The following is a 25,107-nucleotide window of genomic DNA, read 5'->3' on the forward strand; positions in this document are numbered from 1 at the left end:
GCCGGCTCCTACAGAAGCATTTAGCCCTGTGCCAATGTTAGAGGCTGTCAGGGTCACCAAAAAACATCTGTATCCGCGACCTCAACCATTTCTCCGCCGGATCATTGTCCTGCGCCCCACGCCAGGCCATGTGCAATTCGAACGTCCGCACCTCCAGCGGCAGGTCCTCCGCCCGCAACCCGCCCGCCGCGGTCAGCGCATCGGCCGTGTAGTCCGGCACCGTGGCGACGATATCGGTCCCCGCCAGCAAGCTCCCCAGCCCATTGAACTGCGGCACCGCCAACACCACATGGCGCTTGCGGCCGATCTCGTCCAGCGCCTCGTCGATGAACCCCGACAGGTCGCCGGCGAACGACACCAGTGCGTGGGGCCGGGCACAGAAGTCATCCAGGGTGATGCTGCCAGGCATGCTGTCGGCGCGCAGCAGCTTGGGCATGCTGCGGCGCAGCACCTTGCGCTTGGCGTTGGCGGGCAGTTCGCTGGTGTAACTCACGCCCACCGAGATCTCGCCCGAGGCGAGCAGGGTGGGCATCAGCAGGTAGTTGACCCGGCGTACCACCAGCACGATGCCGGGGGCTTCGGCACGGATGCGCTTGAGCAACTGCGGCAGCAGGGCGAATTCGGCGTCGTCTGAAAGGCCGATGCGGAACACCGCGTTGCTGGTGGCCGGGTCGAACTCGGCGGCGCGGCTGACGGCGGTGGAGATCGAGTCCAGCGCTGGCGACAGCAGGGCGAAGATCTCGTGGGCCCGGGCAGAAGGCTCCATGCTGCGGCCGGTGCGCACAAACAATGGGTCGTCGAACAGGTTGCGCAGGCGCGACAGCGCGGCGCTGATCGCCGGCTGGCCGAGGAACAGTTTCTCGGCGGCGCGGGTCACGCTGCGTTCATGCATGAGCGTTTCGAACACGATCAGCAGGTTGAGGTCTACGCGACGCAAGTCGTTACGATTCATTCGATGCGGCTCGCTTTAGTGGGGCAGGGGTGAATCTTAAGGGCAAAGGCTGGTACCCTGCACCGATTTCCGGGTACCAATGCACAGATTTGTCAGGGGCCCAATCAATGACAGGCATGTCGACTATTAACAGCCACTGATGGCCCAACCGTGAAAGCCCGGATAAAGTCCGTGGTAATACGAGATTCACATAGGCGAGGTATGCGATGTCCCGCATGATCCGTTTCCACAAGTTCGGTCCGGCCGATGTGCTCCGCTGCGAGGAGCAGGCTGAACCGACCCCGGCCGTCGGCGAGGTGCAGATCCGCGTCGAGGCCATTGGCGTGAGCTGGTACGACGTGCTCTGGCGGCAGAACCTGGCACCGTCCCAGGCGCACCTGCCGGCGGGCATTGGCCATGAGATGGCCGGTGTGGTCACGGCCGTCGGCGCCGGGGTGGATGATATTGCGGTGGGTGACCGGGTCGCCAGCTTCCCGGCCACCAGCGCCAACGACCACCCGGTGTACGGCGACGTCATCGTGCTGCCGCGCATGGCCATCACCCGTTACCCCGATGTGCTGACCCCCATCGAGGCCAGCGTGCACTACACGCCACTGCTGATCGCCTATTTCGCCTTCGTCGACCTGGCCCGGGCCAAGGCTGGGCAGACGGCACTGGTCACCGATGCCAGCCATTGCGCGGGGCCGGCCTTCGTGCAACTGGGCAAGGCGCTCGGGCTGAAAGTGTTTGCCGCCACCAAGGAGCCGGAGCAGCGCGAGTACCTGCTGGGCCTGGGCGCGGACAAGGTGATCGTCACCGAAGAGCAGGACCTGCTGATGCAGATCGGCAAGTACACCGATGGCCGTGGCGTGGACATGGTCCTCGACGGCATGGGTGGGCCGCAGATGTCGCTGCTTGGAGATGTGCTGGCACCCCGTGGCAGCTTGGTGCTGTATGGCCTGCAGGGCGGCAACCAGACACCGTTCCCGGCGTGCGCGGCGTTCAAGAAGAACATTCAATTCCACGTGCATTGTATCGGCAACTTCACCGGCAAGCCGGAGTTGGGCATCGACCAGGACCAGGTTGCCTTGCAACGGGCCTTGCGCGATATCAACCAGTTCACCGCCGATCATTTGCTGACACCGCAGATCATCAAGGTGTATCCGTTCGAACAAGTGGTCGAGGCGCATCGCTATATGGATGAATGCCCTTGTGGCGGGCGGGTGGTGCTGGATATGGCGGCGTCCTGACAGCTCGAACTGTTCAGACAAGCAGGAAGTACTATTTGATGGGGCTGCTTTGCAGCCCTTCGCCGGCAAGCCGGCTCCTACGGATGTTTGCGCAGCCCAAAGGCGACGCGTTACCTGTAGGAGCCGGCTTGCCGGCGAAGGGCCGCAGGGCGGCCCCATTCATTTGAGTGAATGTTTGGGGTGTTTAAGTTAAGACTTGTTCCTCAGACACATCTTACAAGCGCAGGTTTAAATTAGCGTGTACACCGCCAATCACCGCTAGTTTGAAATTATTCAAATATTACCTAAGCGTCTTACCCTACTTTGGGAAGTTTCCTTCAGGCGCAACACTACATTCATCTGCCAGAATTCGCACTTCAGCCTGAATCGTTCAGGCAAGTGGAGCGAACGCATGAGTAATACCCACGACCAAGCCATGCACTATGTCTACCAGCAGGTCCTGCAACGCCTGTTCGAGCATATGAACCAGGCCCAGCGCGCGTCGGTGCAACTGTTGATCCAGCGCTTGCTGGTGGTGGCCGGTGGCCAGGAGCACGTTGGCCGATTCCAGCTGATGGTGCTGCACGGGGCCGACCGGCGCAGCGCCCGTTTGCTGGCCTGTCTGCGCGCCGCGCAACTGAGCATTTCCCTGCGCTATGTCGACACTTTCCGTCTGAGAGTACTGGTGGCCAGGCATCCGACTCTTGACGACAGCACCCTGGCCAGTCACGAGCGCTGTTTCAGTGCGCTGTTCCTGCACGATGACCCGCGGGTCGAACTGCTCCGCAGCGACAGTGGCCAGATCGGACGATTCGGCGCCCGCCCGAGCTGTTCCTCCGAACAACGTGCCGCCAGCGGCAAGGCCTGGCTGCTTTTTGGCCACTTGACGGGTGGCCAGCCGGAGGCGGTGCTGGGCGCGAGGGCCTATCTGGAGCTGGCGGCAGGCCTGGGCAATGCGTTGGCGATGCCTGGTGATGTCGATGCATTGGTGACTGTCGTGCCTGCAAGCCAACGCCGCCGGCTGCTGGCCTGGAGCAGGCATTGCCTGCGCCAGTTGATCGAAGCGGGATACAGCGCGCCAGGCAACGACATCGATGCCCTCGCCGGAGGGCTGACGCGACTGGGCCTGCTGCTGGCCGACCCCTTCGAGGCACCGACACCCCGCACACAGGACGGGGGCGGGCAGGGCCTGCGCGTGGTGACGGTCGAGGACGTGCTGCAGCATCTGGATGACAGTGGTCCCCTCGATCAGATGCTGGGACGCCAGGACGCCTTGCCGTGTATGGCCCAGGGCCCGGCAGGTCTGTTCGATCCCTTGCCACTGGCACATCTGCATGGCTTGCGGGCGCAGCATGTCGAGGCGCGTGGTTATGGCGAAGGTGCCCGGGCCTTCTTCCGGCGTCTTGAGCCAGGGCAGGTGGCTTGGCCTCAGGGCCAGGCATTGCGCGAAGAGGCGCAGGCGCGCCTGTTCGACGCCTATGGCGTGGGCGAGGACCAACTGGTCTGCCAGCTGTTTTCCCCCTTCGAGGCCAGGGGCCGCAACCTGGAGGCGTTCGTGCAACGTTGCCATCCAGGCATGCGCGTCGCCTTGCCTTACCTGCACCAGGCGTTGCAGGGCCGACCTTGCCCGGAGCCGGTCAGGCAGTGGCTGATCGACACCAGTGGCCTTGAGTTGACGCAACTGCGGTCACTCTATGCAGGCCAGCCGGGGGCGACGATCCAACGCCTGCTGCTGATGCTGGGCAGGCGCGACAGGTGGTTGCGGGCAATGCAGGTCAGTGGGGTATCCATGGCACCGCAGTCGGGCGTCAGAGCGATACCCGACGCAACCGACCGTCCAGCGGCACCACCCGGCCCTCGGGTGTCGGCAGCGGACGGCCCGTCAGGCCCATGCCTTCGCTGACCACCACCGCACCCTCCACCAGGCACAGGTTCGACGGTGTATCCAGCTCCCGGGCCAGGATGCTCACCTCGCCGCTATGCAGGTCGCAATGCAGCAAGCGTCCGCTGAAGCGGGTGAAGCCGCCATGCAGCGCCTCGCCGTTCCAGTCGGCGCGCAGGGGTTGCTGCAGGCTGGCGCAGAGCTCCAGGACCAGCACGTTGCCCTGCGGGTCCAGGGCCAGGCCGGTGGGCAGTTGCAGGCCGTCGATCAGCACCTCGAGGCGCCTGCTTTCGGGCCAGACCCGGATCACCTGGCCGGCCTTGTCGGCGAAGTCCACGCCCTTGCGCGCCGGGTCGGCATGCAGCTCGCCGGAGAACAGGCTGACCAGCACCGCCCCGGTTGCCGGCTCGTATACCAGGGTGACAGGCACGGCCTCCTGGTTCTGCTCCAGGTTCGGCAGGTGCATCAGCACCTGTTCTTGCGCGCCGGGGCGCAACTCCACCAACTCGTTGGTATCCGGCTTGACCGCCAGCCAGCTGCGTCGGCCGGGGTGATAGCACAGGGCATTGAGGTTGCCCTGGCTATGGCACACAGGTTCCGGCGGGCTGTATTGCAGGTCGAGGAGTTTCGAGCCTGCGACGTAATCGGTCTGGCTGACCAGGCAGCGCCCGTCGCCAAAGGCGATGTCCGACAGGCCCATGATCTCGTCGCGCAGCATGCGCGCCTGCATGTTCATGGCACGGAAGCCCTGGGCGAGGGTTTCGCGGGGCCGATACGCGCCTGGGTTGGCCAGGTCGACGGGCAGGCGGCTGATCCGTCCGGTGAACGGGTCGCCGGGCAGGCCGCTGCCGGCTTCGACCAGCAGCAGGCTGCCGTCGTCCTCGGCATGGACGCCACGGGGGTTGAGCAGGCCTTCGGCGATGATCGAAGTGGGGCGCAGGGTTTCGCGGGGGGGTGCGGGATATGAAGTATTGTTGGCATAGATCCTTCCTGTCGCGCGGGTTCTTGAGCCTTGTTCCCTGAACGATGAAAAGCGCCGGGTGACATCCCTGCCACCCGGCGCTGCGGCCTCAGTTGATCTTCAGATGGTTGTAGTCATCCATGGTCAGTTGCCTCGGTGGGTACTTCAGTTGCACCAGCTTCTGCGCCCAGAGCTCGAGCACCGATCGACGGCTTTGCGGCATGTCCCGGGTGATCGGCATGGCCACGGTGCTTTCTTCCTGGTACGGCTTGCTGATCAGGCGGATGAGCTGGTCCACCGCGCCTTCGATGCGCGACAGGTCATTGAGCGGCATGAACTTGCCCATGATCGGGTACAGGTAGTAGTAGGGCTCGAAGATCCTCGGGTAGATGAAGCGGTCCCAGATCAACTGCCCCGAGTTCGTCTCCAGATAGACCTTGTTCCATTGGTCGACGAACTCCCGCTTCAGCATGGGCTCCTCCGGCAGCACCCGCAGCGGCGCGAGGAAGTCCACATAGGCGCCCAGGTAGTTGAAGCTGAAGACGATATCGGCCTTGCCGTCCTCGTTGGGGAAGAAGCGCAAGGTCGGGAAGCCGGGAAGCTTGCCGGTGACCGTCACGCTGGCGATACCGTTGTCGTCGGTGGTGATCTGCAGGTAGTTGTAGGTTACCTGTTCGTTCGCCGGCTCTTGCAGGTATCGGGTGTCCGTTTTGGCGCCCTCGAAGACCAGGCAGGCGCCTAGCGATATGCCAGCGGGGGTGGTCTTGTACTGCTGGTACGTCACCTCCGTGCCGACATCGGTCGCCACCTCGCTGCGCAAGCCCACCAGCTTGCGCCCCGCGCCCTCGGTTGCCACGGCATCGACCTCGGGGGCACCGACGAACTGCGGCCAGAGTTCGGCGTTCTGCGTGCGATCGGCGGGTAAGTCCTTGAACAGGGCAAAGTCAGGATTGTTGCTGAAACCCAGGTAGTAGCTGGAGGTACCCAGCAGATAAGGGTTGTTGTATTCCGCCACCAGCAGGTTGATGTTCTTCGCCGGCACGCCGTTCTTCTGCACCATGATCTGCAGGGTCCTGGTTTCGCCCACGTCGATGAAACTGCCGCTCTGGATCACTTCGGCGGTCCAGGTCGCCTGCTTGGAGGTCGGGGTCCCGGTCGCCTGCTGTTGCAGCGCCAGCGGTGCTCCGCTGGTCAACTGTGCCTGCTGGCTCTCGGTGAGCAGCAGGTCGAGGATGCCGGAGCGCTGCTCGAACATGCTCTGTTGGTAGTCCGCGTAGGTGAAGCTGGTCACCGGGACGAACGTGCCGCCCTGGTCGATGCCCACGTCGAAGCTGCCGAGGTCGAGTTTTTCTGCCGTCGGGATATCGGGATTCTGACCTGCTTGTGGTGTGGCGGGTTTGAACGGGAAGGTATTCATCAGGTCCAGCGACAGCATGCTGTCGTGAACCTGCGCCGAGACGACACCCAGCTGTACCTCGGGCGGAGACTTGAAGTTGTACTGAGGGGGCACGGCCACGGCAAGGTCAGGCACCAGGCGCACGCCGGCCGGCGCGGTCGGGTACTCGTCATCGAGCCACAGGCCGAGGACACCGGAGGTGCAGCTGTAGGCCGGGTTGAAGAAGATGCCCGCAGGGTTGCTCAGGCCTTTCTGGTACAGCGCCTGGACCCTGGCCATGTCCACCGGGTCCTGGGATTTGGCACTGATGGGCGGCTGGTCGTTGAACACGCCGTTCTTGTCGTAGAAGGTCAGGTAGGTGCAGAAGCGGAACATCAGGCCCTGCACACCCGGCTTGTCCAGCTGCGCCTGGAGGTTCTTCAGCAGCGCCGAATCGCCGACCACCCAGCTCAGGTTTTCTTTCGGGAAGCAGGTCTGCCAGGTGGTGGTGACATAGTTCAGCCCACCGAAGGCGCCCCAGTTGAAGTTGAGGAAGCGATCGAGCATGCGGAATTGCCGCTTGGCGGTCAGGCCGCAGGTGGCGTCGCCCAGGACCAGCTTGTCGAAGTACAGCGCGGTGAAGGTGTTCTGCCAGGGGCTGACGTCGACGAAGCGCGCCGGGCTCGGGTTGCTGCTGCCGAACGGATTGCCGTACAGGTTGTAGGGCAGGGTGATCAGCGGGTCGCTTTTGACATAGCCACCGGTGGGCAGCTCGCCGCCGATGATGGTGGAGGTGGTCTCTTTGTAGGTGACGGTGCCGCAGCCGTTGTCGCCGAACAGATCCCACTCGGCGGGCATCATGACAGGGTAGCGATTGCGCGGGGACGGCGCGTTGGGCGGCGCCTGGGTCACGTAGTCCGGCGCCTCGTGGAGCGCCCGGGGCGTGATCATCCAGTTCAGCAGCAGGTCGCGGGCATTGTCCCTGTTGATGTTGTAGTGCTGGAGGAAGCGCCAGTTCATCTCCATGTTCACCGCGTCGTACAGCGGGAACATATCGTTGTTGTTACCCGTTGGCGGGTTCCAGAACATGTGGCCTTTCAGGTAGATGCGGGGGAAGTTCAGTACGCTCATGTCGTGCTCCTCAAGGACGCTGCCACTGGGCGCGCTTCAGCGACCAGACATAATCGAGTTTGTTGTAGCCCTCGAACTCGGACGCGGGCACCGGCTCGGTTGGGTAGACGATGCCGCCCTGGCCGGCCTCGCCGCCCTGGGTGAAGTTGAAGTAGCCGTCGCTCTTCGAATAAGCCGCCGTGCCGTGGCAGGCAAAGCACGAGGACTGGGTCTGGAAGGCCGACTCCAGCTGGGAGTTGGCCAGCAGCGTGGGGCTGGTCTGCAGTTGCGTGCCGATCAATTCGTAGCGCGACAGATTCCCGTACCAACCCTGGAACTGCGTGTTGACCGGGACCGCCGCGGGCGTCGGCCCGGTGCTGTTGGTCATCGGCTGGGACGGTGTGGCGTTGGTCACGGTGTACAGGTGATTGTTGACGTTCTCGAAGGTGGTCCAGACCCAGCCGGTGACCAGCTTGTTGATCACGTGCAGGGCAGTGAGCGCGGCGTAGCCGACCTCGTAGGTGCCGTCCTTGTTCTGGTAGTAGGCCTGGGCGATGTAGTAGCCGTCCTTCTCCAGTTGCGCCTGGTAGGTGGCGTCGCTGCCGATCCACAACCAGCCGGCCTTCACTTCCCAGGAAGTGGCCGGGAAGTCCAGGTTGCTGGCAAGGGCGTCCTGGCCGTTCATGTTGTAGACGCCCTGGTCGACGATGTAGTTGAAGGTGGATTCGCCCATCAGCAACTGGAAGCGCACGGGCTTGCCTTGTTGCGATGCCGGTACCGCCCCGCCCATTTCCAGGGCCAGGCCATCCACCTGTTGGGTGGCGTTGAGGTTGTGGAAGGCGCGCTTGAGGTTCATCCCCGCAATCGTGGCGGCCTGTTTCGTCACCTGCGCAGGAGGGGTGAAGGGCGTGCCGTAGGGCGTGGGTTTGGCGCCGTCGGCCAGGTACACCTGGTCCGACGGCTTCATGGTTTCCCAGACCCGGTCGAGACCGTTCGGCGCCAGCTGGTTCAGGCAGTTGAACCAGTTCCAGCTCAGGGTTTCCTTGCTCGTGTCGAGCAAGGCCCGGGCCTGGGCCTGATTGCCGTTGAAGGTCAGGAAGTTGCTGCAACTGAAGGTGTTGGTGTTATCAGCCTGGGCCAGTCCGGCCAGTGTACTGAGAACGGTTATCGAGATGGCTCGCCGCATGTGTGCTCCTTGGCATTGGCCAGGTCAGTTGGGTTCTGCTCCAGGAAATGCAGAAGCAGCAGGTGCTTGACCGCCGTTGCCGCAATGCGCCGCGGCAGCGGTACGTCGCAATCGGTGATCAGCAACGGGCCAGCCTGCTCGCTGGCTGGCGGTCGGCCGTGGCTGCCACGGACCAGGCCGCTGTCCAGCGGGATCAGGTCCATGTAGTAGCGCATGCCGAGTTTTTTCTGCAGCAGGCGGCGCGCCACCTTCAATCTGGGGAAGCGGATGGCCGGGTCGACGAACAGCTCCACCGGGTCGTAGCCGGGCTTGCGATGGATGTCCACGGTGCGGGCGAAGTCCGGCGCCTTGCGCTCGTCGAACCAGTAGTAGTAATCGAACCAGAATCCCGGGGCGGCCAGCGCCACCAGTTCGCCGCTGCGAGGATGGTCCAGTTGCCAGGCGCGCTGCTCGGCCCGGTCCAGCACCTGTTCGATGCCGGGTTGGCGCTGCAGCAGGGCCTTGATACGCGGAACATCGTCCTCGCGCCTGACGTAGACATGGGCGATCTGGTGATCGGCCACCGCGAAGGCCGCGCTGGCACCGGGGTCGAGCAATTCCCAGGTCAGCGACTGGCGCACCTGCAACAAGCCTTGCTCGCGCAGTACGCGGTTGATGGACACCGATTGCCCGACCGCCTCGATGCCGTACTCCGACAGCAGCATCACCGCTGCGCCTTGGTCCCGGGCGAAGCTCAGCAGGCGCCCGACTTCATGGTCGATGGCCCGCACCTCATCGGCGATCGACGGGTGCTCGGGGCCGACCCGCTGCAGGCTGTAGTCGAGGTGGGGCAGGTAGATCAGTTGCAGGTCGGGGCGATTGAGCTGGAATTCGAGCAGGGCGCAATCGACGATCCAGCGGCTCGAGGCGATGCCCGCCGCCGGCCCCCAGAAACCAGGGAAGGGGAACTCACCGATCTGCGCTTCGATCCGTTCGTGCAGGCCCGGCGGCGACGAATACAGCCCGAAGAGCTTGCGCCCGTCGGCCGGATAATGCGGGCGCGGAGTGATCGAGGCATCGACGTTGGCGTACATGTTGTACCACCAGAACAACTGGCTGCAGCGGAACCCGGGCAGTTTGCGCTTGAGCGTGTCCCAGACCTTCTCGCCCTGGATCAGCGCGTTGGGTTGCAGCCAGAAGCGCACCTCGGCCTGGTCGCGCCAGTACCAGCCATTGCCGACGATACCGTGCTGCGACGGCGCAGCCCCGGTCAGGATCGAGGCCTGCACCGTGGAGGTCACCGCCGGAAACGACGGTTGCAGGCTGGCCATCTGCGCGGTTTTCAGCAGTTCGTTGATATGCGGCGTGTTCGGGCCCAGCAGCGAGGGCGTCAGGCCGACCACGTTGATCAGCAGCAGGGGGCTACGGGCAGGCATCGGCGTGCTCCTCGCGTAGGTGCGCGTGCAGCAGGCCACGCTGGCGCAGCTGTGCCTCGACCCAGTGCAACTCTGCGGCGATGCCGCGCAGTAGGGCCTGCTCGTTGCTCGGCCGCAGTTGTGCGGGCAGCACACCCCAGCTGTAGGTCTCCACTTCCAGCACCGGGCGCAGGTCGTCGTGGGCGGCCAGATAGTCGAAGGTCTGCCCCAGTGCGGCCTGGCTGCCGCTGAGTTCGGGCAGCAGTAAATGCTCGCTGAACAGCGGGACATGGAAGTGAATCCGCAACTCGCCATAACGGCCGGGATCACGGGCACAGTCGGCCAGTGCGGCAGGCAGGTCGGCCCAGGCCATCAGGCGCCCCTGACTGTCCCGTGCCTTGACCTGATGCAGATAGGTGGCTTCGGAAAACTCGCCGAGCACGTCGAGGACCTGCGCAAAACGCTGCGGGTCATCGGCCGGCAGGCGGCAGATCATGGCGTTGGACAGCTGGATCTTGCCGATCGGTACCCCGGCCAGGCGCAGGCGGTCCAGCGCGCGATAGCAGTCCTCGAACATCACGGCCTGGTGGCAGACGTCGAAGCACAGGGCCAGGTATTCATGGTGCGGATCGCTGGCTTGCCACTGGGCGAAGAAGGCGATGGCCTGGTCGGTGTTTTCCAGTACGCAGTCCGGCTCCATTTCCAGGCAGAACACCACCTTCCTGCCGCTCTCGCGATGCAGCCTGGCCAACTCGGCGGTGAGCTGGCGCAACTGGTGTTCGGCACGCTGCTGCAAGGCCGGGCTCCAGTTGGCGGCGTAGCCCAGGGGCACGGTGGAAATCACCCCTTGCCGGCAGTCCGCCGGCAAGGCCTGCGCCAGGATTCGCGCGAGGTTCAGGCTGTAGCTCAGGCGCTCGGGCATGGACCAGTCGGGCAGGTAGACCTCGGCCTTCACCGCGCCCTCATGGAACTCGCCATAGGGAAAACCGTTCAACGAGGTAAGGCGCAGCCCGGTGTCCTGCAACAGGTCGAGGAAGTGGCCGCATGCCGAAGCGTCCTGCAACTCGCCGGCGGCGCGGGCGCAGATCCACAGGCCACTGTCCTGTTCGTGCAGCCCGCGCAGGTGGCGCACGCCCTGGAAGTGGCGCTCGATCGAGGCGCGCAGCCCGGCTAGGTCGCGGGTCGGGTGCACATTGCCGCAGTAACCGACCTGGGTAGGCGTCCAGCACACGGCGGCGCTCATTTGATCACCGGGTCCTGGCCGCGCAGGGCAGAGTTTTCCTGCCAGGTCTTGCGCTGGTCGATCGGCAAGGGCGTGCTGACCAGGGCCTTGTCCAGCTGGCCGCTCTGGGCGAAGAAGTCGACCGGGTTATGGAACAGCACCTGCTCGACCTGGGCCTCGCTGAAGCCAGCTGCGAGCATGGCCTGGCCGGTCTTCGGCACTTTCAGCGGGTCGCTGACGCCCCAGTCGGCAGCGCTGTTGACGATCATTTTCTCCGTGCCGTACTGCTGCAGCAGGGCGACCATGCGCTGCTCCGACATCTTGGTGTTGGGATAGACCGAATGCCCGCGCCAGCAGTCGGTCTCCAGCACCAGGGGCAGGGTCAGCTCGTTGAGGTGATCGATCACTACCTGGTGCTCGGGGATGCCGACTTCGCGAATCACCGCCAGGGTGCGCTTGGTGCCGCCGATCTTGTCGCGGTGCGGGGTGTGCACCAGGACCGGCAGGTTGAACTGCCTGGCCAGCTCCAGCTGCATGGCCAGGAAGCGGTCTTCCTCCGGGGTGATGTCGTCGTAGCCGATCTCGCCGACCGCCACCACGCCATCCTTGACCAGGTAGCGCGGCAGGATATCCAGCACTTCCTGGGCCAGCCGCAGGTTGTTGGCTTCCTTGGGGTTGATGCCGAGGGTGCAGAAGTGGTGGATGCCGAACATGCTGGCGCGGAAGCGCTCCCAGCCCAGCAGGGTGTCGAAGTAGTCGACGAAGCTGCCGACGCTGGTCCGTGCCTGGCCCTGCCAGAACGCGGGCTCGATCACCCCGGTGATGCCGGCGGCCGCCATGTTCTGGTAGTCGTCGGTGGTACGGCTGACCATATGAATGTGCGGGTCGAAATACGTGGGCATGGTGAATCCTCATCAAGGGCAAGGAGATGTCGGTTGTGCAGGGGCCGGCGGTGGATCGGTCAACTGCCGAAGAGGTGCTCGTGCCACTCCGTCGGCAAGCGTTGCTGCTGGTACAGGCCCGTCAGGCGCTTGCGCTGCGGCGGGCTGAGCAGGCCGAAGGCGATCAGCCGGGGCAGGCTGGGCGATACCGGGCGCCCGGCGGCGAGTTGTTCGTCCATCAGGTCGAGGGCCAGCTGGTTGAGGGTCGCGCCCTGGCGCTGCGCCAGGCCGACCACCCGTGCGGCATCGAGGCCCATGCCCAGCGCCTTGAGCACCAGTTGATGGAAGGCCCGCTCCGGGTAGTGACGGGACGCATAGGGGGTGTCCAGTGCCAGGGCGGCGAAGACCCGCGGGTTGCTGGTGCGGCCGGCGAACAGCGCCAGCTCGAGGCAGCGCCCCTCGCTGTCGAGCTCATCGAGGGCCTTGAGCAGGGCGACCTTTTCCTGGTCGTCGCCCCATTGGAAGAGTTGCTCCAGCAGTGCCGGGCGATCCGCTTCGTGCTGCAAGCCGACGACACAGGCCTGCAGCAAGGCGCGGGCCAGTTCGATGGCGCTCCAGCCATCGGCGCCGGGTACCGCCTGGTCACGCAGGTGGCGCTTGCATTGGCTGCTGAGGAGGGCAGCGGTATTGGCGTCCGGCGATTGCCGCAGGCGTTCCAGGGCCTGTTGCCACCAGCGTTTCTCGGCTTCGTCGAGCAGTGGATCCAGGGCCCGACCGCGTTCGGCCAGCCGTGGCTGGGGCACGGAGACGTCCATGTTCATGTCGGTTTGATCCAGCGTTGGAAGTGTGGAAGCAGGAAAAACATCAGCACGCAGAAAAGGCTGCCCAGGGGCTGGTCGGCCACGGCCATCACCAGGGCGTCGAACAGGGGCAGGGCGGCCAGGCCGGCACCGATGAAGGCGCGGACCTTCAAGCGCTGCGGATTGGCCAGGTGCAGCCAGTAGTGGCGACCGAGCCAGCCCAGCCAGAGCAGCAGCACCGGCCAGAACCACAAGGTCTCGGCGTAGATCGCCAGGGCCAGCGGGCTGAGCATCAGCAGCAGGGGCAGGCGGCTGAGCAACTGGTTGCGGTGCTCCTGGCTGGCCAGGTAGGTCAGCCCGCTGATGTACACGCCCAGCAGGATCGCGCAGAGCCAGATGGGTTCTGGCGGCACCGTCAGGCTGGCCGCTGCGGTGAGGTACAGTGCCGAGCGGCAGGCGCCCATCAGCCAGACGCTGTGCACATACTTTTTATGCAACAGGTTGTAGCCGAGGATGCAGCCGACCAGCAGGGTGATGCTGCCCAGCAACCACCGGGGCTGCTCGGTCAACTGGCTCAGGCCCAGTGCCGAGGCACCCGCCAGGGCCAACAAGAGAAGGGTCGCGAGCCGTACTTGTCGGCAAGTGACCAGGCCCAGGGTTATCGGGCGGGGATTGTTGTGTCGCTGGTCCCAATCGGCGTCCAGCAGGTCGTTCAGGAGCATACCGGCCAGGTAAAGGAGCGACAGCGTCACCAGCAGCAGTGCCCACACCAGCCCCGAGGGTGGCGCCAGGGCGCCGGTGCTGCTGGCCAGGAGCGCGGCGGCGAGGGCGTTGGTCCAGACCGTCGGCAGGTTGGAGACCCGGCCCAGGGTCATCCAGGTCTTGAGGTTCGCCTGGGCCTGGTTCATTGCGCGCAACCCTCGCTCAGGCCGAAGGGTGCCACGTCGAGGCTGGAGAGGCGCAGCAGGGCCTGTTGCATCAGGCGCTCATCGATTTCATGCAGGTCGATCGAGGCACCGATGCGGTTGAGCATGGGAATCGACAGCCGGCCGCCCAGATGCTGACGGAACTCCTCCAGCCCAAGCATGACCTGGAAACGTCCCTGCTCGTCTTTCAAGGTCAGTTCCGCCGGGCACAGATTGAACCCGAGCTTTTGCAGGAGGCTCACCACCCGCTTGCTGTCGGTATCGCTCAACAGCCCCAGGGCATTGGCATACAACGCGTCGAGGGCCATGCCCACGGCGACCGCCTCGCCATGGCGCAAGCGGTGCTGGCTCAGGTTTTCCAGCTTGTGCGCGGCCCAATGACCATAGTCCAGCGGCCGGCCGTTGCCGCGCTCGAACGGATCGCCGGCCCCGGTGATATGCCCCAGGTGCAGTTGGGCGCAGCGGAAAATGGCATGGCGGCTGGCCGGATGATCGAAACGGGCGAGGGCCGCGGCCTGCTCCTCCATCCATTGGAAGAACGCCGCGTCCTTGATCAGCGCCACCTTCACCGCTTCGGCCAGGCCGGCGATCTGGTCGCGGCGGCTGAGGCTGGTCAGCAATTGGAAGTCGTTGATCACGGCGGTGGCGGGGTAGAAGGCGCCCAGCAGGTTTTTCTGGCCGAAGGCATTGATGCCGTTCTTCACGCCGATGCCGGCGTCGTTCTGCGCCAGCACCGTGCTCGGCAGGCGGATCAGGCGGATGCCGCGGTGGAAGGTGGCGCAGGCGTAACCCACCGAATCCAGCAAGGCGCCGCCGCCCATGGCCAGCACGTAGCAGTGCCGGTCGAGGCCGTGCTTGAGCATGTCGGCATACAACTGCTGGAGCACTTGCGCAGTCTTGCTCAGCTCACCGGCAGCGACGGCGATCGGCGCGGCCTGCAGGTGCAGGTCGCGGGCATGGCTGGCGAACCAGGCCTCGATCTGCCCGCACAGATGCGCATTGCACTGCAGCAATTGCTGGTCGGCGAAGATCAGCACCGTCACCCGCCCGCGCTGTCCGGCGGTGAGCTGCTGGTGCAGGCAGGGGTTGCCCAGGTCGAACAGATGATCGGTGAAGCGCACCGGATAGTCGTAGCTGACCTCGAAGCGGCCGTGCAGCACCCCAGGCGTGGCAGGTTTGCGCAGCTGCCTGAACAGGCTGTAGCCGGCGATGAAAAGCGCCGGCAGGACCATGCTGGCGAGGAGCGTGACCAGCAGCGCGTTCTCCTCGACGAGGAAGCTGCCGATGGCGCAATAGGCCAGGGCCAGGCCCATGTTGGCCAGGGTCGTGACCAGGACGAAGGCGCGCAGCGGATAGCGCTGCATGCCGGCGGCGACCACCGAGGTTTCCGCCAGTACCGGCACACCGCGCAGGCAGATCAACGACAGGGTGCCGAGCTTTTGCACCCGTTGCCCAGGTTTGCGCTGATGCAGGCCGAGGCGGGCGGACAGCACGCGGAAGTAGCCGGCGCCCAGGGCATAACCCAACCAGGCGCCGAGGCACAGGCCTACGAAGATCACCAGGTAGCCAGCGACGCTGCCCAGGGCGGCCACGGCGAGCAGCGCTACCACGCTCGACGGTACCGGCAGCACCACGTCCAGTGCCAGCAAGGCGATCAGCAGCAGGGCCAGGTTGGCTTTGCGGGCGGGGGTAATGGGCAGGTACAGCTCAAGGTGGGCCAGGAAGTCCTGGATGTGTTGTTCGAACAACACAAAGCTGGCAATCACCAGTGCGCTGAAGCAAACAAGTGATACCCAGAAATATCCGGCAGGCGCATTGCTGCGGAGCACACGATGCCACAGGCTGCGCTTCATCAAGCATCCCTCTTGATATTGTTATGACTGATTTCCGTTTCAGTTTTCAGGGCAGCGTGTTAATGCTTGGACGGAATAAAAAGCTCCAGACTGCGTGATGTTGTTTTGATGGCTAACTCGACGGTTCTAAAAAAATTAGACGCTCGGCGGGCTTTTGCAAGACGGGGTTGAACGATTTTTTGCTTCAGTTGTCAGCGGCGCCCGAAGCACTGTCTCCTGCGCATTCCCTTCACCTCTCAAGCGCCGCTTATCGGAAGTTTGCTTGCGTACCCGGGTGTACGCCTCGGATCAGCGGCGTGGAGGTTTGCGGGCCACCGCGTGCCTTTCAATTTGTGTAGAAGAATATTTGTTCTTTGATGACCGCCGACTTGATCCCCGGCACTTGCCCCTGGGGTTGGTCTGTATGTATAACCAGTATTCGCCCTCAATGTTCGCCCCCTCCCATGATCGCCCATTCCGTCGACGACCCCTTTTACTACCTGCACAACTTTCGCCAGGTGCTGAGTTGGGTCGAGCAGCGTTACGCCGACCTGCTCGACAACGATGATCGTCATTTCATCCAGGCCTTCTCCGGCCTAGCCATTCCGACCCAGGCCCTGCTGGTGCGCATGGTGATGCGCAAGGGCGAGCTGTTTCGCAGCGACAAGCTTGAGTACGCCGAGATCGGCGATATCGCCGCAGCCCTGGGGCCCTTGCTGATATTGGGCTGGGTGGCCGAAGACACGCCATTGACGGTCGAGCAGTTGTGGGCACTGCTGCGCAAGGAGGAGGTGGCGCAGTGCTTCGCTGGCCAGCTCGCCCGGCCGCGGGCGGGCAAGGCCGATCTGCTGGCCCAGCTGCAAGCGCTCGCGCTGGAGCCAAGGCCGCTGAGCGAGTGGTTCCCGACATTCCCTGCACGCATTCTGCACTGGCGGCTACAACCCCTTTGCGATCGGCTACGCCTGTTGTTCTTTGGCAACCTCTATCAGGACTGGTCGGACTTCGTACTGGCTGACCTGGGTGTGTTCCGTTATGAGCACGTCAGCTTCAGTGACGACTCGCGGGCCTTGCGCCAGCGTGCGGATGTCGACCTGGCCATGGCCTTGCACCAGTGTGCCGAACGGTTGGAGCAGGGCGAGCCGCCCGCTGGGCTGCTGGCCACCCTGGACGGGCTGGACAGCGCCAACCCCTGGCTTGCCCGGCGCCGCGCACGCTTGTTGTTCAGCCTGGGCCAGCACAGCGAGCGCCTGGCCGACTGGGACCTGGCCCTGCGCATCTACCAGGCCTGCGAACACCCCGAGGCGCGTATTCGCCAGGTGCGAGTGTTCGAACGTAGCGAGCAGTGGCCGCAGGCCCATGCGCTGGCCATGCGGATGGCCGAGGCGCCGGCCAATGCCCTGGAGCAGCAGGCGCTCGAGCGTATGTTGCCGCGCCTGGCACGCAAGCTGGGTGGGCCGCCGCAGGCGCGCCAGCGCACGGGCAATGTTGAGCTGATCGAGCTGGAATTGCCGGCAGAGCTGGCGATGCACGGCGTGGAGGAGGCGGTGCGCCTGCACCTGGAGCAAGCGGGGAGCGTTGCGCATTACGTCGAGAACACCCTGTTCAACAGCCTGTTCGGACTGCTCTGCTGGGAGGCGATCTTCGCCCCGGTGCCGGGTGCGTTCTTCCACCCGTTCCAGGCCGGGCCGCAGGACTTGCACGACAGCGATTTCCAGGCGCGGCGCGGGTCGCTGTTCGAGCGTTGCCTGGGCCGGCTTGATGATGGCAGCTACCCTGAGGCGATTCGCGCCTGCTTCAAGGCCAAGCACGGGCTGCAGTCGCCGTTCGTGTTCTGGCAGATGCTCGATGAGGGCCTGCTCGAAGACGCCTTGGCCTGCCTGCCGGCTCAGCACATGAAGGCCTGCTTCGTGCGGTTGTTGCAGGATATCCGCAACAACCGCGCCGGCATGCCCGACCTGATCCAGTTCTGGCCCGGGCAAGGGCGTTACCGCATGGTCGAGGTCAAAGGGCCGGGTGACCGTCTGCAGGACAACCAGCTGCGCTGGCTCGACTTCTGCCAGGCACATGGCTTGCCCGTGGTGGTGTGCCACGTGCGCTGGAAGGCCGAGCAGGCATGAGTTATACCGTCGCCGTGCGCGCCCTGTGCGAGTTCAGCGCCAAGGTCGGCGACCTGGACCTGCGCTTCACCCCTTCGCCCACGGCGCAAGAGGGCATTGCCGGCCATCGCCGGGTGGTGGCAAGGCGTGGCGCGGGTTATGAGGCGGAAGTCGCCCTTGACGGCGAATACCTGGGGTTGCGCGTGCGTGGTCGCGCCGATGGCTACGACCCTGCGCGCAATCGCCTGGAAGAGATCAAGACCCACCGCGGCGACCTGGCCCGGCAACCGACCAACCATCGCCAGTTGCACTGGGCACAGGCCAAGGTCTACGCCTGGTTGCTTTGCCAGGCGCGGCAGTTGCCGGAGATCGACGTCGCGTTGGTCTACCTGGACGTGGACAGTGACGGCCAGACGGTGATCAGCGAGCGCCATGCGGCCGACGACCTGCGGCGTTTCTTTGAGGTGCAGTGCCAGCGTTTCCTGGCCTGGGCCAGGCAACAGGAGCAGCGCCTGGGCGAGCGCGACCGTGGCCTGAGCGCGCTGAGCTTTCCGTACCCCGAATTCCGCCAAGGGCAGCGCCAGCTGGCAGAAACCCTGTATAAGGCGGTGAGCACCGGCCGCTGCCTGATGGCCCAGGCCAGCACGGGCATCGGCAAGACCCTTGGTACGTTATTTCCGTTGCTCAAGGCCGTGGTGCCGCAGCAACTGGACAAACTGTTCTTCCTCACCGCCAAGACCCCTGGTCGTGCCCTGGCCCTGGACGCTCTGCGGCAAATCACTCAAGTTTCGCCACAACCCGCCCTGCGCACCCTGGAGCTGATCGCGCGCGACAAGGCCTGCGAGCATCCCGACAGCGCTTGCCATGGCGAGTCCTGCCCGCTGGCGCAGGGTTTCTATGATCGCCTGCCTGCCGCCCGCGAGGCCGCCGCGCAAGTGCCCGTGCTCGACCGCGCCAGCCTGCGCGAAGTGGCGCTGGAGCATCAGGTCTGCCCCTATTACCTGGGCCAGGAGATGGCGCGCTGGGTCGACCTGGTGGTGGCCGACTACAACTATTACTTCGATGCCCACGCCATGTTGTTCGGGCTGGCCCAGACCAATCAATGGCGCACGGCGGTCTTGGTGGACGAGGCACACAACCTCGTCGAGCGGGGGCGGCAGATGTACAGCGCCAGCCTCGACCAGGGCCAGTTACAGGCCCTGCGCCAGAGCAAACCTGCGGGGCTGGGCAGCGCCCTGGAACGGCTCAACCGCCAGTGGAACGCGCTGTACAAGCAGCAGGTCGCGCCCTATCAGGCGTTCGAGCAGTTGCCGGAAGCCTTTGTACAGGCGCTGCAACGTTGCATTGGGTTGATCCAGGAGCGCATGAACGAAGCGCCGGCCGAGGTCGAGCCCAAGGTGCTGGAGTTCTTCTTCCAGGCATTGCAGTTCAGTCGTATCGCCGAGCTGTTCGATGAGCACTTCCTGTTCGACATAAGCCAGCGCAACGGCGCGCGCGGGCGTCGGCTGGCCACGCTGTGCCTGCGCAACGTGGTGCCGGCGCGGCTGCTGGGGCCACGCATGAGCGCAGCGCGTAGCGTCACGCTGTTTTCCGCCACGCTCAATCCACGCCGCTTCTATACAGACTTGCTGGGCATGCCCGCCGACACCGCCTGGCTGGAGGTCGCCGCACCGTTTCGCGCCGAGCAGTTGGAGGTGCGCATCGTCAGTGAGGTGTCCACACGCTTCCAGCAGCGCCAGGCGTCGCTGGCGCCGATCGTCGAGCTGATTGCCGGGCAGTTTCAGCGCCAGCCCGGCAATTACCTGGCGTTCTTCAGCAGCTTCGAGTACCTGGAGCAGGTGGCACAGATGCTGGCCGAGCGCTATCCGTCCCTGACCCAGTGGCGACAGGCCCCGGGCATGGATGAGGCGGGTCGCGAGGCATTTCTCGCACGCTTCGTGGCGGATGGGCAGGGCGTGGGGTTCGCCGTGCTGGGTGGTGCGTTCGGCGAAGGCGTGGACCTGCCGGGTACGCGCCTGATCGGCGCATTCGTTGCCACCTTGGGGCTGCCCCAGGTCAACCCGGTCAACGAGCAGTTCAAGCAGCGCCTGGGCCGGCAGTTCGGCGCGGGTTTCGACTACGCCTACCTCTACCCGGGTGTGCGCAAGGTGATCCAGGCCGCCGGTCGGGTGATCCGTGGCGACCAGGACCGTGGCGTGCTGCTGTTGATCGACGAGCGCTTCGCCGAACCAAGGGTGCGGCAGATGTTTCCCGACTGGTGGCAATGTAGATGATCGCCCCCATCGCCTGGCGATGAAACTCTCAGTACACTGCGCGTTCCAACCCAACATTCGTTGATTTCGAGGTTTTGCATGACGCTCAGTTCCTTGGCAGGCAAGCCGGCTCCGGCCAGCGTGCTGGTCGATATTCCCCGCCTGGTGACTGCCTACTACACCGGCCGCCCCGACGCTGCCGTGGCCGCCCAGCGCGTGGCATTCGGCACTTCGGGCCATCGCGGCACCTCGTTCGAGCTGAGCTTCAACGAAGACCACGTGCTGGCAATCACCCAGGCCATCTGCCTGTATCGCCAGGAGAAAGGCATCGATGGCCCGCTGTTCATCGGCGCCGACACCCACGCCTTGTCCGCGCCGGCTGCTGCCAGCGCCCTGGAAGTGCTGGCGGCCAACGGCGTGCAGGTGATGCTGAGCAAGGATGACGAGTACACGCCCACCCCGGCGGTGTCCCACGCCATCCTTTGCTACAACCGTGGCCGCCAGCAGGGCCTGGCCGACGGCATCGTCATCACCCCGTCGCACAACCCGCCACAAAGCGGCGGTTTCAAGTACAACCCGCCCAATGGCGGCCCGGCCGACAGCGATGTCACCAAGTGGATCGAAGGCAAGGCCAACGAACTGCTGGCCGCGGGCCTGGCGGGCGTCAAGCGCATGGATTACAAGCAGGCGCTGGCGGCTGCGACCACTCAACGCCACGACTACGTGAGCGATTATGTGGCCGACCTGGAGAACGTGATCGACTTCGACGTGATCCGCGGCGCCAAGCTGCGCCTGGGCGTCGACCCGCTGGGCGGGGCAGGGGTGCGCTACTGGTCGGCGATCGCCGAACACTACAAGCTGGACCTGGAAGTGGTGAATACCGAGGTCGATCCGACCTTCCGCTTCATGACCGTCGACTGGGACGGCCAGATCCGCATGGACCCATCCTCGCCCTATGCCATGCAGGGCCTGATCGGCCTGCGCGAGCGCTTCGACGTGGCCTTCGCCTGCGACCCGGACCACGACCGCCACGGCATCGTCACCCCAGACGGCCTGCTGCAACCGAACAACTACCTGGCCGTGGCCATCGACTACCTGTACCGCAACCGCCCGCAATGGCGCAAAGACGCGGCGGTGGGCAAGACCGTGGTATCCAGTGGCTTGATCGACCGCGTCACCGCCGCGTTGGGCCGTGAGCTGTACGAAGTGCCGGTGGGCTTCAAGTTCTTTGCCCAGGGCCTGTTCGACGGCTCGCTGGGCTTTGGCGGCGAAGAGAGCGCTGGCGCCTCGTTCCTGCGCAAGGACGGCTCGGTCTGGGCCACCGACAAGGACGGCCTGATCCCGGCCCTGCTGGCGGCAGAGATGACCGCCCGCACTGGTCGCAACCCGAGCCAGATCTACGCTGACCTCACCGATAAACTGGGCAAGCCGTATGCTACCCGCGTCGAAGCCAAGGCAGACGCACGGCAGAAAGCACTGCTGAGCAAACTGGCACCTGAGCAGGTCAAGTCCACCGAGCTGGCCGGCGAGCCGATCACCCAGATCCTCAGCCATGCGCCGGGCAACAACCAGGCCATCGGTGGCCTCAAGGTGATGACCAAGAACGGCTGGTTCGCCGCGCGGCCATCGGGCACCGAGGACATCTACAAGATCTACGCCGAGAGCTTTATCGACGAAGCGCACCTCAAGCGCCTGGTCGAGGAAGCCCAGGTGCTGGTGGACGCGGCAATCGCCTGATCACGTGTCATCAGGTCGATGCGGTCCTTGTAGGAGCGGCTTGAGCCGCGAACACCGGCGCAGCCGGTGCCAGGCACCGCGTCGCCTGGTTCGCGGCTAAAGCCGCTCCTACAGGATTGCGTGATTGTTCTATCAGTGGGACGATCCATGCCATTTCCTCCATCTACCGCTTAATTAGCCTCCTCGGTAAGGTGATTCCTATCCAAGAGGAGGCTTCTCATGAAAAACATCCAAGGCATCCACCGCAGCCCCCACGCCCATTGGGTGGGCGACGGCTTCCCGGTGCGCAGCCTGTTCACCTACGACCACCTGGCCCGGCACATCAGCCCGTTCCTGCTGCTGGACTATGCCGGCCCCCACGACTTCACCCCCACCAACGCCCGCCGCGGCGTCGGCCAGCACCCGCACCGGGGTTTTGAAACGGTGACCATCGTCTACCAAGGCGAACTGGAGCATCGCGACTCCACCGGCGCCGGCGGCCTGATCGGCCCGGGCGATGTGCAGTGGATGACCGCCGCCGGCGGCATCATCCACGAGGAGTTCCATTCGCCAGCCTTTGCCCGCAGCGGTGGCACGCTGGAAATGGTTCAGCTATGGGTCAACCTGCCGGCCAAGGACAAGCGTGCTGCGGCCGGTTACCAAACCCTACTGGCCAGTGATATCCCGGTGGTGACGCTGGCAGGCGAGGCGGGCAGCCTGCGGGTGATTGCCGGGCGCTATGGGGATCACCAGGGGCCAGCCCGGACCTTCACCGAGATGGACGTGTGGGATATCCGCCTGAAGGCCGGCGCGGTACTGGACCTGCCGGTCGCGGCAGGGCGTAATGCGGCGCTGGTGGTGCTGCGCGGCAACCTGCGGGTCAACGGCGAGCGTGAAGCGGGCCCGGCCAGCCTGGTGCTGTTCGATCGTGAGGGGGAGTCGGTGCGGGTCGAGGCGCTTGAGGATGTCAGCGTGCTGCTGCTCAGCGGCGAACCGATCGATGAGCCCATCGTCGGCTATGGGCCGTTCGTGATGAACAGCCAGGCGGAGATCGCCGAGTCGTTCGATGATTTCCAGGCGGGGCGATTTGGGCAGGTCGGCGGCGTCGAGCAGGCCACCCGGGTTTAGCTATTCAGGTCCTTGGGGCTGCTATGCAGCCCCTTCGCGGCACAAGGCCGCTCCTACAGGATTACGCGATCCCTCTGTAGGAGCGGCCTTGTGCCGCGAAAGGGGCGCAAAGCGCCCCCAGGGCTCTGTCACTCCGCGTCTGGCACCACAGCGATCACATCGATCTCCATCAACCACTCAGCCTGGGCCAACCCTGCCACCACCAGCCCGGTGGAAATCGGGAACACCCCCTTCAGCCATTTTCCCACTTCCATGTACACCGGCTCGCGAAAGCGCGGGTCGGTGATGTAGGTGGTGGTCTTGACGATGTGCGAAAGGTCCGAGCCGGCCTCTTCAAGCAACTGCTTGACGTTCTTCATTGCCTGCTCGGCCTGGGCTCGCGGGTCGCCCAGGCCCACCAGCCGCCCTTCGAAGTCGGTGCCGACCTGGCCGCGCACGTAGATGGTGTTGCCGGCCCGCACCGCCTGGCACAGGTCGTTGTCCAGGGTCTGGTTGGGGTAGGTCGCCTTGGTGTTGAACATGCGGATGCGGGTGTGGGTAGGCATCAGTGGGCTCCGAAGGTGGTGACGTTGCTGATCGAGGGTTGCTGTTCGTCCGCTTCGCGCTGTTCGCGATCGCGGTAGGCCAGGTAGGTGCGTTGGGTGGCGATGTGCCCGGCGACATGCTTGGCGTCGTGCCAAACGCCCCAGATGAACGACGAACCGCGGCGCGACAGCCAGGGCAGGCCGAGGAAGTACACGCCGGGCTCCTTCGACACGCCGCGCTGGTGCTGGGGCTTGCCGTTGGCGTCGAAGGCGTCGACCTGCAGCCAGCTGAAGTCCACGCCGTAGCCGGTGGCCCAGATGATCGCGGTGACGTTGGCCTGGGCCAGGTCCAGCTCCAGCAACGGGTTGCTGACGCAGTCGGGGTCGGGCAGGCGCTTGCGGGCCTCGGGTTCTTCCGGCAGGTCCAGGCCGTTGCGCTCGATGTAGGCGTCGGCGGCGTCCAGCAGGGCCAGGTAGTTCTCGTCGCCGCGGTTGATGTTGTCGGCCAGGTTGTCCTGGAAGCGCGCGACACCGCCTTCGAACGACTGGGTCAGGCCGACCAGGGTCATGCCCTGGTGGGCGAGGGCGCGGAAGTCCACAGTGTGGCCGCCGCGGGCACCGGACACGGCGATGGTCACGTGTTCGCGACCGGGCTTGGCGATTTCCGCGTCCCATTCGCCCAGCACGCCCAGCCACCAGCAGAAATCACGGTTGCGGTAGCTGCGTGGCGGGCGGTCGTGGGCGCCGACCGACAGGTAGACCTGACGCCCGGCGCGCATCAGCTCCTCGGCGATCTGTACGCCGGAGGACCCCGCGCCAACTACCAGCACCGCGCCATCCGGCAGTTGCTGCGGGTTGAAGTAGGACGCGGAGTGGATCTGGTGCAGGCGTTCGTCCTTCGGCGCGATGGCCGGGATCACCGGGCGCTGGAACGGGCCGGTGGCGGCCACCACGCGGTTGGCGCGGATCACGCCCTGGTTGGTCTCGATGGTGAAGCCGGGGCGGTCGGCATTGCGCACCACCTGTTTCACCTCGACGCCGGTGCGCACCGGCAGGTTGTACTTGCGCACGTATTGCTCGAAGTAGTCGGCGACCTGGTCCTTGCCGGCGAAGGCGTCGGCGTCGAGGTCGAATTCCAGGCCCGGGAAGCGGTCGTGCCAGACCGGCCCGTTGGCCACCAGCGAGTCCCAGCGCCCGGTGCGCCAGGCTTCGGCGATGCGCTTGCGCTCCAGCACCAGGTGCGGCACGCCGAGCTTGCTCAGGTGTTCGCTCATGGCCACGCCCGCCTGGCCGGCGCCGACCACGAGGGTGTCGATTTCGATGTTGTTCAGTGTCATGTCCCAGCCCTTCTTCAGCGGCGTTCTTGTTCAGGTCGGTGGGGACCGCCTTTGCCTGGGGCCAGACTAGGGAGGGAGGGGGAATCGCGAAAATAGTATTTAGCTGGGGCTTGCCGATAAATTGGCGAAGGCTCTGCGTTTGAGTGACTTGGGATTCGCCTCTACCCCTGTAGGAGCGGCCTTCAGCCGCGAAAGGGCCGCAAGGCGGCCCCGGCGATCGTTGCCCAACCTGAAATCCTGGGGCTGCAGCGCGGCTCTTTCGCGGCTGAAGGCCGCTCCTACAGGGCGCGCAGGGCCAGAGCGTCTCCTTGCACCAGCACATAGT

General features: G+C 65.0%; 17 protein-coding genes and 1 pseudogene. 6 read left to right on the plus strand and 12 right to left on the minus strand.

Annotation, left to right across the window (positions count from 1 at the left end; all coding sequences use genetic code 11):
* Positions 1 to 37 precede the first annotated feature (37 nt).
* Entirely contained in the window at positions 38 to 952 is a 915-nt protein-coding gene (locus tag NGM28_RS25565) for a LysR family transcriptional regulator (RefSeq protein WP_110738668.1), read from the minus strand.
* A 206-nt stretch (positions 953 to 1,158) separates the two neighbouring features.
* On the opposite strand from NGM28_RS25565, the gene NGM28_RS25570 reads away from it, so the two are divergent.
* Both NGM28_RS25570 and NGM28_RS25575 read left to right on the plus strand, forming a co-directional pair.
* Positions 1,159 to 2,181 (plus strand): zinc-dependent alcohol dehydrogenase family protein, encoded by a 1,023-nt coding sequence (locus tag NGM28_RS25570; RefSeq protein ID WP_252092083.1) that lies wholly within the window; start codon positions 1,159 to 1,161, stop codon positions 2,179 to 2,181.
* 391 nt (positions 2,182 to 2,572) lie between these two features.
* Complete coding sequence (locus tag NGM28_RS25575; RefSeq protein ID WP_252092085.1) at positions 2,573 to 4,063, plus strand: hypothetical protein; 1,491 nt, start codon at positions 2,573 to 2,575, stop codon at positions 4,061 to 4,063.
* Here NGM28_RS25575 and NGM28_RS25580 read toward each other — a convergent pair.
* The 9 genes and pseudogenes from NGM28_RS25580 to NGM28_RS25620 all read right to left on the minus strand — a co-directional run bounded on the left by NGM28_RS25580 (position 3,969) and on the right by NGM28_RS25620 (position 15,750).
* A pseudogene (locus NGM28_RS25580) lies at positions 3,969 to 5,023 on the minus strand (hypothetical protein). The gene NGM28_RS25575 and the pseudogene NGM28_RS25580 sit on opposite strands and share 95 nt — an antisense overlap.
* Before the next feature lie 89 nt (positions 5,024 to 5,112).
* Complete coding sequence (locus NGM28_RS25585; RefSeq protein WP_252092089.1) at positions 5,113 to 7,509, minus strand: hypothetical protein; 2,397 nt, start codon at positions 7,507 to 7,509, stop codon at positions 5,113 to 5,115.
* A gap of 10 nt (positions 7,510 to 7,519) precedes the next feature.
* The gene (locus tag NGM28_RS25590; RefSeq protein ID WP_252092091.1) at positions 7,520 to 8,674 is read right to left on the minus strand and encodes a hypothetical protein; all 1,155 of its coding nucleotides are present in this window, start codon (positions 8,672 to 8,674) and stop codon (positions 7,520 to 7,522) included.
* A complete protein-coding gene (locus NGM28_RS25595; protein WP_240066833.1) occupies positions 8,653 to 10,089 on the minus strand; it encodes an alkaline phosphatase family protein in 1,437 nt (478 codons plus the stop codon). Before NGM28_RS25595 ends, NGM28_RS25590 begins: the two co-directional genes overlap by 22 nt.
* Positions 10,076 to 11,311 (minus strand): metabolite traffic protein EboE, encoded by a 1,236-nt coding sequence (gene eboE / locus NGM28_RS25600; RefSeq protein WP_252092093.1) that lies wholly within the window; start codon positions 11,309 to 11,311, stop codon positions 10,076 to 10,078. Before eboE ends, NGM28_RS25595 begins: the two co-directional genes overlap by 14 nt.
* Complete coding sequence (locus NGM28_RS25605; protein ID WP_252092095.1) at positions 11,308 to 12,192, minus strand: TatD family hydrolase; 885 nt, start codon at positions 12,190 to 12,192, stop codon at positions 11,308 to 11,310. Before NGM28_RS25605 ends, eboE begins: the two co-directional genes overlap by 4 nt.
* 59 nt (positions 12,193 to 12,251) lie before the next feature.
* Positions 12,252 to 12,992 (minus strand): EboA domain-containing protein, encoded by a 741-nt coding sequence (locus tag NGM28_RS25610; protein ID WP_502943910.1) that lies wholly within the window; start codon positions 12,990 to 12,992, stop codon positions 12,252 to 12,254.
* The gene (locus tag NGM28_RS25615) at positions 12,989 to 13,879 is read right to left on the minus strand and encodes a UbiA family prenyltransferase (protein WP_240066837.1); all 891 of its coding nucleotides are present in this window, start codon (positions 13,877 to 13,879) and stop codon (positions 12,989 to 12,991) included. The genes NGM28_RS25610 and NGM28_RS25615 overlap by 4 nt, the downstream gene beginning before the upstream one ends.
* Positions 13,876 to 15,750 (minus strand): 3-dehydroquinate synthase, encoded by a 1,875-nt coding sequence (locus NGM28_RS25620; protein ID WP_252092096.1) that lies wholly within the window; start codon positions 15,748 to 15,750, stop codon positions 13,876 to 13,878. The genes NGM28_RS25615 and NGM28_RS25620 overlap by 4 nt, the downstream gene beginning before the upstream one ends.
* Before the next feature lie 443 nt (positions 15,751 to 16,193).
* Between NGM28_RS25620 and NGM28_RS25625 the strand changes: the two genes are divergently transcribed.
* From NGM28_RS25625 to NGM28_RS25640, 4 genes are all read left to right on the plus strand, one after another.
* Positions 16,194 to 17,846, plus strand: a complete 1,653-nt coding sequence (locus NGM28_RS25625) for a VRR-NUC domain-containing protein (protein WP_252092098.1) — start codon at positions 16,194 to 16,196, stop codon at positions 17,844 to 17,846.
* Positions 17,843 to 20,098, plus strand: a complete 2,256-nt coding sequence (locus NGM28_RS25630; protein ID WP_252092099.1) for an ATP-dependent DNA helicase — start codon at positions 17,843 to 17,845, stop codon at positions 20,096 to 20,098. Before NGM28_RS25625 ends, NGM28_RS25630 begins: the two co-directional genes overlap by 4 nt.
* Positions 20,099 to 20,176: 78 nt before the next feature.
* The gene (gene pgm / locus NGM28_RS25635) at positions 20,177 to 21,814 is read left to right on the plus strand and encodes a phosphoglucomutase (alpha-D-glucose-1,6-bisphosphate-dependent) (protein ID WP_252092101.1); all 1,638 of its coding nucleotides are present in this window, start codon (positions 20,177 to 20,179) and stop codon (positions 21,812 to 21,814) included.
* A 219-nt stretch (positions 21,815 to 22,033) separates the two neighbouring features.
* Positions 22,034 to 22,921 carry a pirin family protein gene (locus NGM28_RS25640; RefSeq protein WP_240066842.1) on the plus strand — a complete coding sequence of 296 codons (888 nt, stop codon included), beginning with the start codon at positions 22,034 to 22,036 and terminating at the stop codon, positions 22,919 to 22,921.
* A gap of 128 nt (positions 22,922 to 23,049) precedes the next feature.
* Here NGM28_RS25640 and NGM28_RS25645 read toward each other — a convergent pair whose 3' ends face one another.
* Positions 23,050 to 23,466 (minus strand): RidA family protein, encoded by a 417-nt coding sequence (locus NGM28_RS25645; protein WP_240066843.1) that lies wholly within the window; start codon positions 23,464 to 23,466, stop codon positions 23,050 to 23,052.
* Positions 23,466 to 24,782, minus strand: a complete 1,317-nt coding sequence (locus NGM28_RS25650) for a flavin-containing monooxygenase (RefSeq protein ID WP_252092103.1) — start codon at positions 24,780 to 24,782, stop codon at positions 23,466 to 23,468. The genes NGM28_RS25645 and NGM28_RS25650 overlap by 1 nt, the downstream gene beginning before the upstream one ends.
* Between the last annotated feature and the right edge of the window lie 325 nt (positions 24,783 to 25,107).

The sequence above is a fragment of the Pseudomonas sp. MWU13-3659 genome (assembly GCF_023757525.1).
GTDB lineage: Bacteria > Pseudomonadota > Gammaproteobacteria > Pseudomonadales > Pseudomonadaceae > Aquipseudomonas > Aquipseudomonas entomophila_E.

What these genes read in the sequence shown, in the direction of transcription:
- NGM28_RS25610 (WP_502943910.1), bottom strand. Translation starts at nt 12,992, where the DNA reads ATGAACATGGACGTCTCCGTGCCCCAGCCACGGCTGGCCGAACGCGGT.
- NGM28_RS25590 (WP_252092091.1), bottom strand. Translation starts at nt 8,674, where the DNA reads ATGCGGCGAGCCATCTCGATAACCGTTCTCAGTACACTGGCCGGACTG.
- pgm (WP_252092101.1), top strand. Translation starts at nt 20,177, where the DNA reads ATGACGCTCAGTTCCTTGGCAGGCAAGCCGGCTCCGGCCAGCGTGCTG.
- NGM28_RS25645 (WP_240066843.1), bottom strand. Translation starts at nt 23,466, where the DNA reads ATGCCTACCCACACCCGCATCCGCATGTTCAACACCAAGGCGACCTAC.
- NGM28_RS25615 (WP_240066837.1), bottom strand. Translation starts at nt 13,879, where the DNA reads ATGAACCAGGCCCAGGCGAACCTCAAGACCTGGATGACCCTGGGCCGG.
- NGM28_RS25625 (WP_252092098.1), top strand. Translation starts at nt 16,194, where the DNA reads ATGATCGCCCATTCCGTCGACGACCCCTTTTACTACCTGCACAACTTT.
- NGM28_RS25605 (WP_252092095.1), bottom strand. Translation starts at nt 12,192, where the DNA reads ATGCCCACGTATTTCGACCCGCACATTCATATGGTCAGCCGTACCACC.
- eboE (WP_252092093.1), bottom strand. Translation starts at nt 11,311, where the DNA reads ATGAGCGCCGCCGTGTGCTGGACGCCTACCCAGGTCGGTTACTGCGGC.
- NGM28_RS25585 (WP_252092089.1), bottom strand. Translation starts at nt 7,509, where the DNA reads ATGAGCGTACTGAACTTCCCCCGCATCTACCTGAAAGGCCACATGTTC.
- NGM28_RS25595 (WP_240066833.1), bottom strand. Translation starts at nt 10,089, where the DNA reads ATGCCTGCCCGTAGCCCCCTGCTGCTGATCAACGTGGTCGGCCTGACG.
- NGM28_RS25650 (WP_252092103.1), bottom strand. Translation starts at nt 24,782, where the DNA reads ATGACACTGAACAACATCGAAATCGACACCCTCGTGGTCGGCGCCGGC.
- NGM28_RS25630 (WP_252092099.1), top strand. Translation starts at nt 17,843, where the DNA reads ATGAGTTATACCGTCGCCGTGCGCGCCCTGTGCGAGTTCAGCGCCAAG.
- NGM28_RS25575 (WP_252092085.1), top strand. Translation starts at nt 2,573, where the DNA reads ATGAGTAATACCCACGACCAAGCCATGCACTATGTCTACCAGCAGGTC.
- NGM28_RS25620 (WP_252092096.1), bottom strand. Translation starts at nt 15,750, where the DNA reads ATGAAGCGCAGCCTGTGGCATCGTGTGCTCCGCAGCAATGCGCCTGCC.
- NGM28_RS25640 (WP_240066842.1), top strand. Translation starts at nt 22,034, where the DNA reads ATGAAAAACATCCAAGGCATCCACCGCAGCCCCCACGCCCATTGGGTG.
- NGM28_RS25565 (WP_110738668.1), bottom strand. Translation starts at nt 952, where the DNA reads ATGAATCGTAACGACTTGCGTCGCGTAGACCTCAACCTGCTGATCGTG.
- NGM28_RS25570 (WP_252092083.1), top strand. Translation starts at nt 1,159, where the DNA reads ATGTCCCGCATGATCCGTTTCCACAAGTTCGGTCCGGCCGATGTGCTC.